Origin of the sequence: Methylomagnum ishizawai, assembly GCF_019670005.1 — a bacterium.
Taxonomy (GTDB): Bacteria; Pseudomonadota; Gammaproteobacteria; order Methylococcales; family Methylococcaceae; genus Methylomagnum; species Methylomagnum ishizawai.
In genome coordinates, this window is record NZ_AP019783.1 from 2,670,474 (window position 1) to 2,685,655 (window position 15,182).

General features: G+C 65.1%; 15 protein-coding genes. 4 read left to right on the forward strand and 11 right to left on the reverse strand.

The window, feature by feature from the left end:
* Positions 1-4 precede the first annotated feature (4 nt).
* Together rsgA and K5658_RS12040 are read right to left on the reverse strand one after the other, a co-directional pair.
* Positions 5-958, reverse strand: coding sequence for a ribosome small subunit-dependent GTPase A (rsgA, locus tag K5658_RS12035; protein ID WP_221063377.1), 954 nt, complete (start codon positions 956-958; stop codon positions 5-7).
* Positions 958-2,199 (reverse strand): M48 family metallopeptidase, encoded by a 1,242-nt coding sequence (locus tag K5658_RS12040; protein WP_221063378.1) that lies wholly within the window; start codon positions 2,197-2,199, stop codon positions 958-960. Before K5658_RS12040 ends, rsgA begins: the two co-directional genes overlap by 1 nt.
* Positions 2,200-2,327: 128 nt before the next feature.
* Between K5658_RS12040 and orn the strand changes: the two genes are divergently transcribed.
* On the forward strand, positions 2,328-2,873 hold the full coding sequence (gene orn / locus K5658_RS12045) for an oligoribonuclease (RefSeq protein ID WP_221063379.1): 546 nt from the start codon (positions 2,328-2,330) through the stop codon (positions 2,871-2,873).
* Positions 2,874-2,876: 3 nt separating this feature from the next.
* Here orn and K5658_RS12050 read toward each other — a convergent pair whose 3' ends face one another.
* Entirely contained in the window at positions 2,877-5,078 is a 2,202-nt protein-coding gene (locus K5658_RS12050; protein ID WP_221063380.1) for an ATP-binding protein, read from the reverse strand.
* 250 nt (positions 5,079-5,328) lie between these two features.
* Complete coding sequence (locus K5658_RS12055; protein ID WP_221063381.1) at positions 5,329-5,520, reverse strand: zinc-ribbon domain-containing protein; 192 nt, start codon at positions 5,518-5,520, stop codon at positions 5,329-5,331.
* Between the two features lie 322 nt (positions 5,521-5,842).
* On the opposite strand from K5658_RS12055, the gene K5658_RS12060 reads away from it, so the two are divergent.
* Genes K5658_RS12060 through K5658_RS12070 form a run of 3 tightly spaced genes read left to right on the forward strand, consistent with a single transcriptional unit; the run spans position 5,843 to position 7,804 of the window.
* Entirely contained in the window at positions 5,843-6,187 is a 345-nt protein-coding gene (locus K5658_RS12060) for a hypothetical protein (RefSeq protein WP_221063382.1), read from the forward strand.
* A gap of 20 nt (positions 6,188-6,207) precedes the next feature.
* Positions 6,208-7,050 carry an HvfB family MNIO-type RiPP peptide maturase gene (locus tag K5658_RS12065; RefSeq protein ID WP_221063383.1) on the forward strand — a complete coding sequence of 281 codons (843 nt, stop codon included), beginning with the start codon at positions 6,208-6,210 and terminating at the stop codon, positions 7,048-7,050.
* Complete coding sequence (locus tag K5658_RS12070) at positions 7,043-7,804, forward strand: HvfC family RiPP maturation protein (RefSeq protein ID WP_221063384.1); 762 nt, start codon at positions 7,043-7,045, stop codon at positions 7,802-7,804. The genes K5658_RS12065 and K5658_RS12070 overlap by 8 nt, the downstream gene beginning before the upstream one ends.
* Positions 7,805-7,819: 15 nt before the next feature.
* Here the strand turns inward: K5658_RS12070 and K5658_RS12075 are convergent, their stop codons facing one another.
* The 7 genes from K5658_RS12075 to folC form a co-directional block, all read right to left on the reverse strand.
* A complete protein-coding gene (locus K5658_RS12075; RefSeq protein WP_221063385.1) occupies positions 7,820-8,173 on the reverse strand; it encodes a hypothetical protein in 354 nt (117 codons plus the stop codon).
* Complete coding sequence (locus K5658_RS12080; RefSeq protein WP_221063386.1) at positions 8,157-9,503, reverse strand: UDP-glucose dehydrogenase family protein; 1,347 nt, start codon at positions 9,501-9,503, stop codon at positions 8,157-8,159. Before K5658_RS12080 ends, K5658_RS12075 begins: the two co-directional genes overlap by 17 nt.
* A 51-nt stretch (positions 9,504-9,554) precedes the next feature.
* Positions 9,555-10,742: an O-succinylhomoserine sulfhydrylase gene (locus K5658_RS12085; protein ID WP_221066974.1), complete on the reverse strand. Its 1,188-nt coding sequence runs from the start codon at positions 10,740-10,742 to the stop codon at positions 9,555-9,557.
* Positions 10,743-10,811: 69 nt separating this feature from the next.
* Positions 10,812-12,320: an amidophosphoribosyltransferase gene (purF, locus tag K5658_RS12090; protein ID WP_221063387.1), complete on the reverse strand. Its 1,509-nt coding sequence runs from the start codon at positions 12,318-12,320 to the stop codon at positions 10,812-10,814.
* Positions 12,321-12,329: 9 nt separating this feature from the next.
* Positions 12,330-12,839 (reverse strand): CvpA family protein, encoded by a 510-nt coding sequence (locus K5658_RS12095; protein WP_221063388.1) that lies wholly within the window; start codon positions 12,837-12,839, stop codon positions 12,330-12,332.
* A 15-nt stretch (positions 12,840-12,854) separates the two neighbouring features.
* Positions 12,855-13,898 carry an SPOR domain-containing protein gene (locus tag K5658_RS23960; RefSeq protein WP_221063389.1) on the reverse strand — a complete coding sequence of 348 codons (1,044 nt, stop codon included), beginning with the start codon at positions 13,896-13,898 and terminating at the stop codon, positions 12,855-12,857.
* Between the two features lie 17 nt (positions 13,899-13,915).
* Positions 13,916-15,178, reverse strand: coding sequence for a bifunctional tetrahydrofolate synthase/dihydrofolate synthase (folC, locus tag K5658_RS12105; RefSeq protein WP_221063390.1), 1,263 nt, complete (start codon positions 15,176-15,178; stop codon positions 13,916-13,918).
* Positions 15,179-15,182: the final 4 nt, after the last annotated feature.

Consider the following 15,182-nt stretch of genomic DNA (forward strand, 5'->3'; position numbering starts at 1 on the left):
TGGGTCACGGCCTGCCCATGAGTTGCAGCTTGTCCAGCAATTTGACGAAGCGCCGGTAGCGGTCGGCACCGATGGTCCCGGCCTCGGCGGCTTCCCGCACGGCGCAGCCCTTGTCGCCGGTGTGGCGGCAATCGTTGAAACGGCAGCGCCCCAGCCAATCGCGGAACTCGCGGTAGCCCCAGGCCAAGTCCTGGGCGTTCATCTCGGCCAGGCCGAACACGGCCACGCCGGGGCTATCGATCAGATCGCCGCCGCCGGGCAGATGGTAGAGGGTGGCGGCGGTGGTGGTGTGGCGGCCCAAACCGGCCTTCTCGGACAATTCGCGGGTGCGGAGCTGCCGGTCCGGCAACAGCGCGTTGGTCAGCGAGGATTTGCCCACCCCGGATTGCCCGGCCAGCATGGCGCAGCGTCCCGCCAGTCCCGCCCGCAGTCCGTCCAAGCCCTCGCCGCTCCTGGCGCTGACGGCGAAACCGGGATAACCGAGCGCCCGATAATCCGCCAAGGTGGCGAGGACGGCGGCGCGGTCCCCGACCCGGTCGATCTTGTTGACCACCACCGCCGCCGCCAAGTCCCGATGCTCGCAAGCGGCCAGATATTGATCCACCAGCAGCCAATCCGGCTCCGGCGCGGGGGCCACCACCACCAGCACGATATCCAGGTTCGCCGCCACCGGCCTGACCTTGGCGTTATGGCCGGGCCGGGTCAACAGGCTACGGCGCGGCAAGACCTCTTCCACCCGGCCCTGGCCCTCGCTGGACACCCACAGCACCCGGTCGCCTACGGCCACGCCGCCCAAGCGCCTGCGGGTATGGCATAGCACGATCTCGCCCGCCGCGTTCTCGACGGCCAAGCCCTGGCCCAGATGGCTGATGACCAAGCCTTGTTGCGGGGACGGGGTGGCTGCTTGGGAAGCCGCGTCGGAGGTTTCCGGCGCGGCGGAGGCCCGCTTCCTGGTCATCAGCCGGCTTTGGCGGAAAGATGGGCGATGCGGATGGCGGCGGGGGGATGGCTGTAATGGAAGGCGGAATACAAGGGGTCCGGGGTCAGGGTGCTGGCGTTCTCGCGGTAGAGCTTGACCAGGGCGCTGATGAGATAGGCGGGCCGGGTCTGGCCGGCGGCGAAATCGTCGGCCTCGAACTCATAACGCCGCTGGAAATAGGCCATGGCCGGTTGCAGGAACAAGGTGAAGGCCGGGGACACCAGCATGAACAGCAGCAAGGCCATGGCGTTGGAAGGGGTATGGACCCCGAGCCCCGCATAGAACCAATCCTGCCCGCTCAGCCAGCCCAGCAGGGCGAAGCCGACCAAGCTGACCGTGGCGCTCACCCCCAGCATCTTGAACACATGGCGGTGCTTGAAATGGCCGAGTTCGTGGGCCAGGACCGCCTCCAACTCGTCGTGTTCCAACGATTCGATCAAGGTATCGAAGAACACGATGCGCTTGCTATTGCCCATCCCGGTGAAATAGGCGTTGCCATGGCCCGAGCGGCGCGAACCGTCCATCACGAAAATCCCCTGGCTCTGGAAACCGCAACGCGCCAACAGGGTCTCGATGCGCTGTTTCAAGGCTTCGTCCCGCAAGGGCGTGAACTTGTTGAACAGCGGGGCGATGAAGGTCGGGAACGCCCAGCTCATCAGGAGGGAAAACCCCATCAGGATGGCCCAGGCCAACAACCACCACGCGCCCACGCTATCCATGACCCAGAGGATCAAGGCCAGGATCGGCGTGCCGATGGCGAGGCTGAGCAGCAATTGCAGGCCCAGGTCCTTGGCGAATTGCTTGGGGGTGTTGCGGTTGAAACCGTAGCGCTCCTCGATGACGAAGGTCTTGTAGATGCCGAGCGGCAAACCCAGCAACTGCATCAGGATCAAGGTGGTCAGGATCGCGCCGATCCCGGTGGCGAGCGGCCCGAAACCGAAGCCGGCCCAAAAGCCCTGGATCGCCTCGATGCCACCGCCCAGGGTGAACAGCAGCAAGATCAACACCTCGATGGGCCGGTCGATATCGGCGAGGCGGTTCTTGTCCAGGGTGTAGTCGGCGGCCTTCTGGTGGGCTTCCAGGCCGATGCTATCGCGGAAGGCGGGGGGCACGGCGGCGCGATGGGCCAGGACGTGGGCGGCTTGGCGGCGCGACAGCCACCATTCGACGCCGAAGGACACGCCCACGGCAAGCAGGAACAAGACGGTGAAGGCATTCATGGGGGAAACAACTCCGTTGCGGTCGGTGGCACAGCTTAGCCTTTGGTAGAATCACTGACAAGCGGCCCAGGGCAACGTTCCCAGCCTGGGCCATCTTTCCTTCATGCTTGATATCCAAGGAAAAAATCATGGCGACAACGGTGCAGGACTTGATCTGGATCGACCTGGAAATGACCGGGCTCGACCCCTTATCCGACCGGATCATCGAGGTGGCGACCCTCGTCACCGACAAGGATCTGAACCTCCTGGCCGAAGGCCCGGTGCTGGCGGTGTTCCAGGACGACAACACCCTCGCGGGGATGGACGACTGGAACCAGAAACATCACCGCGCCTCGGGCCTCGTCGAGCGGGTGCGGCAAAGCCGGGTGGACGAGGCCGAGGCCGAACGGCTGACCCTGGAATTCCTGGAACGCTGGATCGCGCCGGGGGTCTCGCCCATGTGCGGCAATAGCATCTGCCAGGACCGGCGCTTCCTGGCCCGCCACATGCCCCGGCTGGAGGCCCATTTCCATTACCGGAACCTGGATGTGTCCACCTTGAAGGAATTGGCGGCGCGGTGGGCACCGGAGGTCAAGGAAGGTTTCAAGAAGAACAACAGCCACCGGGCGCTGGACGATATCCGGGAATCCATCGCCGAACTCCGCTATTACCGGCAGCATTTGCTCAAGGTGTGAGGCTCAATCGAGCAAGCGCAGGGGAACCCCCGCATCGGCATCGTCCAACGCCGTGAAGAGTTGGTCCCGCTCCTCCAAGAAGCGGTTGATTTCCTGGTCCAGGCGTTGGGCCTTGAGGTCCAGGCTCGGGGCGTGGGCCGCTTGCAGCACGGCCCGCTCCAAGGCATCGGCGCTGCTGCGGATGTCCCCCAGGCCGCAGAACGAGGCCGAGCCGTTGATCCTATGGGCGGACTCGCGCAGCTTGGTGAAATCCCCGCCGCGCAAGGCCCGCTGGATTTCCTGCGATTGCTCCTGCAATTCCTTCACCAGCTTCCGGGCCAGCGACTGGGCCAGCAGGCGGTCGCCGCCGGTCTTTTCCAGGAACACCGCCGCGCAATCCGCGAGCGGCTCGGTCCCGGCCCCTGGCCGCGCCGGCGGGACCGGCCCGATCTTCAGATATTTCCCCAACACCGCCAGCAACGGCCCGTCCAGGACCGGCTTGAGCAGCACATCGGCGAAACCGGCCTGGACGATGGCGATCCGCTCCTCTTCATCGAGATGGGCCGTCACCGCGACGAAGGGCGTGCTGTGGTTGGGCGAGAACTCCCCGAGCAGCAATTCCCGGAGCAACTCCAGCCCGCTCATCCCCGGCATCCTGAGGTCCATGAACACCAGGTCGAAAGCGCGGGTCCTGAGGCGCACCAAAGCCTTGGTGCCGTTCGGGGCCTCCACCACCCGCGCCCCCAGCCGGGTCAGGCGGGCTTCCAGCAGGCGGCGGTTGATCTCGTTGTCGTCCACCACCAGGAACTGCCGCCCCACCAACAACGTGGACATCCCATCGAAGTGTGCCGCAACCTTCGGCGGGACGGGACTTTCGGCCAGGAGTTCCGACAAGGCGTCGCTCCGCACCGGATAACCCAGGCAAGGTAGGTTCTGCGCCCGGTAATACTCGCGGATGCGGCGGCTGGAATGCGGTAGGATCAACACCGGACGCCCACCCGCCGCCCGGACCCGCCCGATGCCCCGCAGCAACAAGGGTTGGGACTTCGCGGCGGCGTTGATCAACACCAAGACGCCATGCGCCCCGGCCTGATAGCTCCGGTCGAATTCCTCCAGGCTGGCGAAGCCATAGCCGGTCGCGCCCACGCTTTGCAATTGGTAGCGCAAGGCCTTGCGGGACAAGGGATCGGGATCGATCAAGGCCAGCTTGAAACCGGGGAAGCCGGGCTTGGCACGGACCGTGCCCGCTTCCAAAGGATGGGTGAACCAAAACGTGGACCCCTTGCCGGGCCGGCTCACCACGCCGATGGTCCCGCCCATGCGCTCGACGATGGCGCGGGCGATATTCAGCCCCAGGCCGGAACCGCGTTCGCCATTGGGCGCATACCCGTCCACTTGGGAAAACGGCGCGAACAAGCGGTCCAGATGCTCGGCGGCGATGCCCCGTCCGGTGTCGGATACCGAGAACAACAAGCTGGAATCGGCACGCCGCAAGCGCCGCGCCCGCACCACGATCCGCCCGGCATGGGTGAATTTGACCGCGTTGCCCAGGAGGTTGGCGACCACCTGTTGCAGGCGGATGGGGTCGCCATGGAACAGTTCCGGCACGGCAGGCTCGACGCACAGCACGATGGACACCTTGGCGCGGGCGCTGATCAGCGTCACGGTGTCTTCGAGATAGGGCCGCAAGGGGAACCATTCGGGCTTCAGCCTGAATTGCTCGGCTTCGATCCGGGCGAGGTCGAGGATTTCATTGACGATTTCCAGGAGGCTCTTGGCCGAGCGCTCGATCAAGCCCAGTTTTTCGAGCTGGTATTCGGCCAGCGGGGTTTTGGCCAGTAGATCGGCGAAACCGATGATGCCGTTCATCGGCGTGCGCATTTCGTGGCTCATCTGGGCCAGGAAGCGGGTTTTGATCTGGGCGCGGGTTTCGGCCTGCCGACAGGCCCGTTCCAGTTCCTCGTTACGGGCTTCCAAGGCATCCAATCTTGCGCGCAGGCTGGACAAGCCCACCGGGCCGCGACGGGCCGGGACGCGATCCGAGCCGGGACCGGTCCGCGCCAACGCCAGGGTGGCCAACAACAGGGCCGAAGCCCAGCCCCCAAGGCCCAGCAAGGCCCAATCCCCCCCCCGCCCGAAGCGGTGGGCCAGGATCGCGGCCAAGGCCAACCCCACGGCCACTCCGCATAGTTTCACACCGATATGGATACGCAACTCAAACCGCATGTAATGAAGCCGTTTTTCCCGGCAGGGTACGAGCCAACAACGCGAGCCTGACACCGCGTCCAGCCCGGCCATCCGGGACTGTCACGCGGACGGCTAGTCTACAACAATAGGTTATATCCGGCGCTAATGGAGATGAATCTGGGTATTTCTGCGTCGGCCGGGGGAAGGGCCGGACTTGGCGGGGGATGGCAGGCTACCGGCGACCCCACACCGCGGGCGGATCACCGCCGCGGGAAACGCCGCCGGTATCTCAAAGCCCCGAGATGATGGCGATGAGCAACAACAACAGGAAGACGCCGGTGGTCACGAACATGGTGAACCAACTCCAACGCCCCCCGCCCGCGCCCGCCGTGCCACCGCCGGCCTCTTCGATGGGCTGTCCGCAACCGCTGCAAACAACCGCCTTGTCCTTCACCTCTTTACCGCAGTGGCGACAATACATGGTCCAACCCTCGCTCGCTTTTGATCTTGAACACGATGCGCCCGGCCGCCGGGCGCGGCAGAGCATAGCGTAATGCGTCCCGACCCGCCAGGATGGGGAGGCGGCCCCGGATCGGCCACTGCACAAGACCGGGTCCGTTATGTGAGAATACCGTCCCCACGGGGCTTCCAGGCCGGGGCCGGTCCACGGCGGCGTGTCCATAATCCGCGCAACTTTCCGGCATCCCCAGGTCTAAGGCTACCGTGCGCCGGTCCCCATCCAGCACCCCGCGGGAAGACCGGCCATACCAACTAGATCAGCAACGAGAAGAGGAAACCGAGACATGAGCAAGAAGACCATCGGCACCGTCATGGGCGCAGCCATCGCCACCACCCTGGCCGGTGCCGCCAGCGCGGGCGAGAATCCGTTCGCGTTGAAAGACCTCGCCAACGGCTATATGCAAGTGGCCGAGGCGGGCAAGGAATCCAAGGAAATGGTCTGCGGCGAAGGCAAATGCGGCGGGAAAGCGGCGAAAAGCCCGGAGATGAACTGCGGCGCGATGAAAGAACAAGCGCTCAAGAAGGAAGCCGAACAGGCCAAGGCGATGGAAGGCAAATGCGCCGGCATGAAGATGGACACCCCGGCCCCGGCCACCCCGGCTCCCGCCGAAGCACCGAAACCCCAATAAGCCCCGGCCCGCCGCGCCGCATGAACGAATTTGCGATACAAGGCGCGGGACTCGGACTCAGGCGGGCCTTCATCGGCCCCCTGAGCGGGCATCCTCCCGCCCAGGTCGATTTCTACGAGGTCGCCCCGGAAAACTGGATGCGGATCGGCGGCAGGCTCGGCAAGCAATTCCGCGCCCTGACCGAACGCCGGCCCTTCGTCTGCCACGGCCTTTCCCTCTCCCTGGGCAGCCCCGCCCCGCTGGACGAAGCCTTCGTCCGCGAAACCAAGACCTTCCTCGACCGGCACGGCATCGCCCGCTACAGCGAACATCTGAGCTATTGCGGCGACGAGGGCCATCTCTACGACCTGATGCCCATCCCCTTCACGCCGGAAGCCGTGCGCTACGTGGCGGCGCGGATCCGCAGGGTGCAGGACATCCTGGAACGGCGCATCGCCATCGAGAACATCTCCTATTACGCCGCCCCCGGCCAGGAAATGGCCGAAATCGATTTCCTCAAGGGGGTTTTGGCCGAGGCCGATTGCGATCTGCTGTTGGATGTCAACAACATCCATGTCAACAGCGTCAACCACGGCTACAACGCCGCGGCCTTCCTGGACGCCATCCCCGCCGAACGCATCGTTTACCTGCATGTGGCGGGGCATTATGTCGAGGCCGAGGATTTCCTGGTCGACACCCATGGCGCGGCCATCGCCGATCCGGTATGGCGGCTGTTGGACCGCGCCTACGCCCGCTTCGGCGTCCTGCCCACCCTGCTGGAACGCGATTTCAACATCCCGCCCCTGGCCGAACTGCTGGCCGAGGTCGATGGAATCCGCGCCCTGCAAGCCCGCCACACCCAAGCCCTGCGCCGCTATGCCTGAAGCCGATTTCCAGCGGATACAGCGCGGATTCGCCGCCCATATCCGCGATCCCGCCCACCAGCCCGCGCCCGCCGATGTCGCGCCCCGGCGCATGGCGACCTACCGCGAACTGTTCTTCAACAATATCGAGAACTTCATCGCCACCGGCTTCCCGGTGCTGAAATCGATCCTGGCGGGCGGGCGCTGGTCGGCCCTGGTCGAAGATTTCTACGCCCGCCACCGCTGCCAAAGCCCATTGTTCGTCGAAATCGCCCAGGAATTCCTGGCCTATCTCGGCGCGGAACGCGGCCCGCGGCCGGACGATCCGCCCTTTATGCCGGAACTGGCCCATTACGAATGGGTGGAACTGGCCCTGGCGGTCGCCGAGGCCGAAGTACCGCCGCTGGACCCGGAGTTCGAGGCCGACCCGCTGGCGCACACGATCCGGCTGTCCGAACTGGCCTGGCCCTTGGCCTATGGCTATCCCGTGCATTTGATCGGGCCGGACCATCAGCCGACCGACCCCCCGCCGCAACCCACCTGCCTGGTGGTTTACCGGGACGCGGAGGACGCGGTGCGGTTCATGGAGGTCAACCCGGCGACGTACCGGCTGCTGGCCTTGTTGGAAGCGGATGGCCCCCTCCCGGCGGTGGCTTGCCTGACCCGCCTCGCGGAGGAACTGCGCCATCCCGACCCCGCCGCCGTGTTGGCGTTCGGGGCGGAGATATTGCGGGATTTAGGGCGGCGCGGGGTGGTCGGGACCGTCGCCGCTTGATGCCCGACGGGGGTTTCAAGCCCGGAGCGTCGTATCTTCACCGGCCCGCTGGTCCGCGTATTCCCGCTCGTTCCTGAACCACAGCGACCGCCCGTGCAAATATCCCACGAAGGTCCAGGTCGCCAGCGCCAACCACACCCGCAACAACCAGTTCCCCTCCGCGCTGAACACGCTGCCGAAACGCGAATACTGGAACACGGCCATCGAAAAGCAGAACATGAAGCCGCCCCAGCGCAGCACGCCGTAGGACCACACGAAGCGGCACATCCCCTGGGCACGCAGGCGCTCCCACTCGGCGATCCTTGCGGGGGTCCAGGCAGCGCGGGCGGGCCGGCTCATCGCGCCCGCCCCATCAGACCGCGCCGCCATGGAGGGAATCGCCGCGCCCGATGGCGTAATAATCGAGACCCAGCGCCTTCACCCGGACCGGATCGTAGAGGTTCCGGCCATCGAAGATCACCGGATGCGACAGGCTGGCCTTGATGAGATCGAAATCCGGGCTGCGGAACATGTTCCACTCGGTCACGATGATCAAGGCGTCGGCCCCGCGCAGGGCGGCTTCGGGATTCTCGCACAGCGCCAGGTCGGCGCGTTCGCCATAGAGGCGCCCCGCCTCCTCCATCGCCACCGGATCGAACGCCCGCACCCTGGCCCCCGCCGCCCACAAGGATTCCATCAACACCCGGCTCGACGCCTCGCGCATATCGTCGGTATTGGGCTTGAAGGCCAAGCCCCACAAGGCGAAGGTCTTGCCGCGCAGGCCACCCTTGAAATAGCCATCGACCTTTTCATACAGCCTGAGCTTCTGGCGGTCGTTCACGCCTTCCACCGCCTGCAACAATTGCGCGGAATAACCCACGTCGCGGGCGGTGCGTTCCAGCGCCTTCACGTCCTTGGGGAAACAGGAACCGCCATAGCCGCAGCCCGGATAGATGAAGTGGTAGCCGATCCGGGGATCGGAGCCGATGCCCAGCCTCACCTTCTCGATATCCGCGCCCAGGCGCTCGGCCAAATTCGCCAGTTCATTCATGAAGCTGATCTTGGTGGCGAGCATGGCGTTGGCGGCGTATTTGGTCAACTCGGCGGAACGGATGTCCATGCACACCAGCCGGTCGTGGTTGCGGTTGAACGGCGCGTACAGCGCCCGCAGCAATTCGGTGGTGCGCGGATTGTCGGTGCCCACCACGATGCGGTCGGGCTTCATGAAATCCTCGATGGCCGCGCCTTCCTTCAGGAACTCCGGATTCGACACCACATCGAATTCCACCGCCGCCTGCCGCCCGGCCAGCACGGCCTGGATGGCCCCGCGCACCTTGTCGGCGGTACCCACCGGCACGGTGGATTTATTGACCACGATGCGGTAATCCGTGATCCGCTCGGCGATGCCCCGCGCCACGGCCAATACATATTGCAAGTCGGCGGAACCGTCCTCGTCGGGCGGCGTGCCCACGGCGACGAATTGGAACAGCCCATGCGCCACCGCCAGATCGAGGTCGGTGGTGAAACGCAAACGGCCGGCTTCCCGGTTGCGCTTGATCAGCACATCCAGGCCGGGCTCGTGGATGGGCACCCCGCCCTGGTTGAGCAAATCGATCTTGCCCGGATCGATGTCCATGCACACCACATCGTTGCCCACCTCGGCGAGGCAGGCCCCGGTCACCAAGCCGACATAGCCGGAACCGAACACGGTTACTTTCATACGATTTCCTTAGGATTTGGAGAAAACGGCGCAAAGCCGGGAGCCGGCGGCTCATCCGGGAAAAGCCCGCCGCAGGTCGTTTTTGATGTCTTCCAGGTTTTCGAGTCCCACGGCCACCCGGACCAGCCCCGCGCCGATACCCGCCGCCGCCCGCTCGGCCTCGCTCAGGCGGCTGTGGGTGGTGGTGGCGGGATGGGTGATGGTGGTCTTGGTGTCGCCCAGGTTGGCGGTGATGGACAGCATCCGGGTGGCGTCGATCAAGTGCCAGGCCGCGTCCTGGCCACCCCCGACCGCGAAGCTGACGATGCCGCCGCCGGCCGTTTGCTGGCGCAGGGCCAGTTCGTGCTGGGGATGGGAAGCGAGGCCGGGATAATGCACCCGTTCCACCCAGCTTTGGTTTTCCAGCCAGGTGGCGAGCGCCAGGGCGTTCTCGCTATGCGCCTTCATCCTCAGCGCCAGGGTTTCCAAACCCTTGAGGAACACCCAGGCATTGAACGGGCTCATGGCCGGTCCGCCGGTGCGGGTGAACGGATAAATCTGCTTTTCCAGCAAGTCGTCGGCCCCGACGATGGCCCCGCCCAGGCAGCGCCCCTGCCCGTCCAGATATTTGGTGGCGGAATGGATCACGATATCCGCGCCCAGGGCCAAGGGTTTCTGCAAAACCGGGGTGCAAAAGCAATTGTCCACCGCCAATAAAGCTCCATGATCGTGGGCCAAGGTTGCGAGCCTGTGAATATCGGCCACCTCGGTCAGGGGGTTGGACGGGGTTTCCAGGAACAGCAGCCGGGTTTCCGGGCGGAGGGCGGCTTCCCAGGCGGCATAGTCGGTGAGATCGACGAAGGTCGTCGAGACGGCGAACTTGCCCAGGATGTTCTGGAACAACAAGGTGGTATTGCCGAACACCCCCCGCGAACACACCACATGGTCGCCCGCCTTGAGCAGGCCGAAGGCGGCGCTGGCGATGGCCGCCATGCCGGAGGCCGTGGCGATGCAGCGCTCCCCGCCCTCCAGCGCGGCCAGCCGCTCCTCGAAGGTCCGCACGGTGGGGTTGGTGAAGCGGGAATAGATATTGCCCGGCCGCGCCCCGGAAAACCGCGCCGCCGCCTCGGCGGCGCTGCCGAACACGAAGCTGGAGGTGGCGAAGATGGGGTCGGAATGTTCGCACTCGGCGGTGCGGCGCTGTCCGGCGCGGATGGCCTGGGTTTCCAGGGCGTAGTCGTTCCAGTCGATATCGGTCACGGTGGGTTTGTCCTCGTTGATTATCCAACGGCGCACGGGCCGTATTCCATTTGAAAGACCAGCGCGATCCTACCCCGCATTATGTAATTCCATCACCGAACTCCCCGAATCGCGCCTAGCCTTGGCCCCGTCGTTGCGATGGCAGGATAAGCGGTCCAGATAATCCTGGCTAATATCGCCGGTCACATATTCACCGTTGAAACAGGAGGTATCGAACGCCTCGATTTTGGGATTGCCGCGCCGCACCGAATCGATCAAATCCTCCAAATCCTGGTAGACCAACCAATCGCAGCCCAATTCCCGCTGCACTTCCATATCGGTGCGGCCATAGGCCACCAATTCATGGGCGGCGGGCATATCGATCCCGTAGACATTGGGATAACGCACCGGCGGCGAGGCCGAGGCGAAATAAACCTTATTGGCCCCGGCATCCCGCGCCATTTGGATAATCTGGGTCGAGGTGGTGCCGCGCACGATGGAATCGTCCACCAACAGCACGTTCTTACCCTTGAATTCCAGGTCGATGGCGTTGAGTTTCTGCCGCACCGATTTCTTGCGGAGATTCTGGCCGGGCATGATGAAGGTGCGCCCGATATAACGGTTCTTGATGAAACCTTCGCGGTATTTCACGCCCAGGCGGTTGGCGAGTTGCAGGGCCGAGGTGCGGCTGGTATCGGGGATGGGAATCACCACGTCGATATCATAGTCCGGGCGCAGCCGCAGGATTTTGTCGGCCAGATGGTCGCCCATCCGCAACCGGGCCTTGTAGACCGAAATATCGTCGATGATCGAATCGGGCCGGGCGAAATAGACATACTCGAAGATGCACGGCGTATGGCGGGTCTGCTCGGCGCACAAACGGGTATGCAGCTTGCCATCCTTCTCGATGACGATGGCCTCGCCCGGCTGCACGTCGCGGATCAGGTCGAAACCCAGCACATCGAGGGCGACGCTCTCGGAGGCGATCATATAATCGGTGCCGTTCGGGGTCCTGCGCTCGCCGAACACCAGGGGACGGATGCCGTTGGGGTCGCGGAAGGCGATGATGCCGAAGCCGGTGATCATCGCCACCACCGTATAAGCCCCCCGGCAGCGCCGATGCACCCCGGCCACCGCCTGGAACACATCCTCCGGCCCGACCCGGAGCTTCCCGAGTTCCATCAATTCGTGGGCGAACACGTTGAGGAGGACTTCGGAATCGGAATCGGTGTTGATATGGCGCTGGTCCTGCACGAACAATTCGCGCTTCAACACCTCGGCGTTGGTCAGGTTGCCGTTATGGGCCAGGGTGATGCCGTAGGGCGAGTTCACATAGAACGGCTGGGCCTCGGCGGAACTGGTGCAACCGGCGGTCGGATAGCGCACATGGGCGATCCCCATGCCGCCCCTGAGGTTCACCATATGGCGGGTGTGGAACACATCCCGCACCAAACCGCTTTCCTTGCGTAGGTGCATGCGATCCCCTTCGCAGGTCACGATACCGGCGGCGTCCTGGCCGCGGTGTTGGAGGACGGTCAAGGCTTCGTAAAGCTCTTGATTGACCTCTTCGCTGGAAACGAGGCCGGCAATACCACACATGTCACTCACCTATCGATGGGAAGCTGTCGAAGACTTGAAGGGACCGCCGCGGTCGATTTGGCCGCGCAGCCAGAAGGCCAGGGCTTGGAAGGGTGGAATCAGTTTAGACGACTTCCACCAAGGATCGCCCGTCAAGGGCGTGGCCCCCGCCCCGAGGACCAACACCGCCACCAACAGGGCGCCGCGGGCGAGGCCGAACACCATCCCGGCCAGGCGGTCGGTCCCGGCCAGGCCGGCGCCCTGCACCAGTTTGTTGAGCAGGAACGCCAGCACGCCCACCACGACCAGGGTGGCGGCCAGCAGCAGGGCGAACGCGGCGGCGAAACGGACCGAAGGCGGATTGATCGCGGTCGACAGGTGGGCCGACACTTCGCCGCCATAACGCAGCCCCACCCAGACCGCCGCGGCCCAGGCCAGCAGGGAAAACACCTCCCGCACCAAGCCCCGGACCAAGCCGACCACGCCGGACAGGCCGACGATCCCGACGATGCCATAATCCACCCCGGTCAAGGGCGGCATCGCCCCCACCGGCGCTTATTTGCGCGGCAAGATCAAGCTCTTGATCCCCACCGCGCCCTCGATTTGTTTTTGCACCTGTTCCGCCCGGCCCCGGTTCAATTCCGGCCCGACCCGCACCCGGTAGGTCACGCCGGAACCCCCATGGATGGTTTCGACATAGGCCGCGATGCTCTGTTTGCGCAACCGATCCGCCAAACCACGGGCATTGCTCTCGCTCGCGAAACTACCGGCCTGGACCACCCAGGCGGAGGGTGTTTCCGTCGGCACGGCGGGATGCTTGGGCTCGGGCGGCTTGGGCGGGGTGAACTTGGCCAGGGTTTCGGGTGGCGGGGTTTTCGACACGGGCGCGGCGGGCCGTGGTGCCGGGGATTCGGCCACGGGCGGCGCGGCGGTGGGCTTCGGCTTGGCCGCGACCGGCTCGGCGGGCTTGGGCGGCTGCGGGGCTTTCGGCTTGTCCTGCTTTTTCGCGGAGGATTCCGCAAGCTTGGCCTTGGAGGTTTGCCCGGCCTCCTCCTCGGCGATCTCGGCGTGCTTCTTGGGCGGAGCGGGCGGAAGCTTGGCGGATTTGCCGCCGGGCTTGGCCGGTTCGGCCAAGGCGGCCTTGGGGGTGGGCGTCGGCTTGGCACCGGGCTTGCCCAGGGCGGGGGGCTCGCCACCTTCGTCCGTGCCCGTGAAATCCTCTTCCTCGGCGGGGGCTTCGGTGACCTCCTCCACCGGCTCCTCGGCGGAAGCGGCGGCTTCCTCGGCGGGCGCGGGCGGCGGTTCGGCCTTGGCCGGTTTCGGTGGCGGCGCGTCCTCCAGGGGAATCACCCGGTAGCCGGTTTCGGCCGCGGATTTTTGCGCCTTCTTGTTCTCGGGCTTCTCGGCTTGGGCGATATCCGCCGCCGACTTGGGCAGTTCGATGGTTTTCTGTTCGATAGGTTCGGGCGGGGCGGATAGCTCGGCCGCCGCCTTGTCCTTGGGATGGTCGGGGTCCTCGAACAGCATCGGCACGAAGATCACCACCAAGCCCACGATAATCGTCGCGCCCAGCAGGCGCTGCTTCAATTGCTCATCCATTCGACAACAACCTCGGGTCAGGCGGTATGAGCCAGATACTCGGACACCAGGAAAAACGAACCGAACACCAGGATGAGATCGCCGCTCCGGGCACCGGCACGGGCCTTCGCCAGCGCCGCGCCCACATCGCCGAACCCCTGTTCGACGGCGGAAACGCCCAAATCGCGGAATATTTCCAGCAATTCCCCGGCGGTGGCGGCCCTGGGCATGGCGAGCGGGGCCAGATACCAATGGTCGATCACGGCGCGGATATGTTCGACGATGCCGACGATATCCTTATCCCGCATCACCGCGAACACCGCATGGATTCTACGGCCCGCGAACTCCCGGCGGAGGTGCCCGGCCAGCATCCCGACCGCCTGCGGATTATGGGCCACATCCAACAGCACGGGAACCTCGCCCGGAAAAAACTGGAACCGGCCCATCAGGCTGACCCCGGCGAGACCGCCACGGATGGCGTCCACCGAAACCGGCCGCCGGTCCGCGATCCGGTGCAGGGTTTCCAACACCGCCGCGGCGTTCATGAGTTGATGCTCGCCGGGGATCGCGGGCCGGGGCAGATCGTCGAGACGGGCGGTTCCGCTCCGCCAGGTCCAACCCCGCCCGGTAACCTCGTAGCCGAAATCCCGGCCCTGGCAGCGCAAGGGCACGCCCTGTTGTTCGGCATAGCCTAGCACCGAATCCGGCACCGCCGGATCGCCGATCACGGCGGGCCGCCCGGCACGGAAAATCCCGGCCTTTTCCAAGCCTATCGCCTCGCGGGTATGGCCCAGCCATTCCTGATGGTCGATATCGATGCTGGCGAGCAAGGCGGCATCGGTGTCGATGATATTCACCGCGTCCAGCCTGCCCCCCAGGCCCACCTCCAATATCTGCACGTCCAAACCGGCGTCGGCGAAGATATCCAGGGCCGCCAGCGTGCCGAACTCGAAAAAACTGAGGGAGGTTGCGCCACGGGCGGCATCGATGCGGGCGAAGGCTTCGCAGATGGGCGCGTCGCCCACCATCCGGCCATCGATGCGGATGCGCTCGTTGTATTTGAGGATATGCGGCGAGGTATAGGTGCCCACCCGGTAGCCTTGCGCCCTGAGGATCGCGTCCAACAGGGCGACACAGGAACCCTTGCCATTGGTGCCGCCCACGGTGATGGTGAACGGAACCCGGCGGTTTCCGCCCATCGCCTCGAATACCCGGCTCACCCGGCCCAGCCCCATGTCGATGGCGCGGGGATGCAGGGTTTCCTGCCAAGCCAGCCAATCAGCCAGCGTTGTGAAACGCATGGGT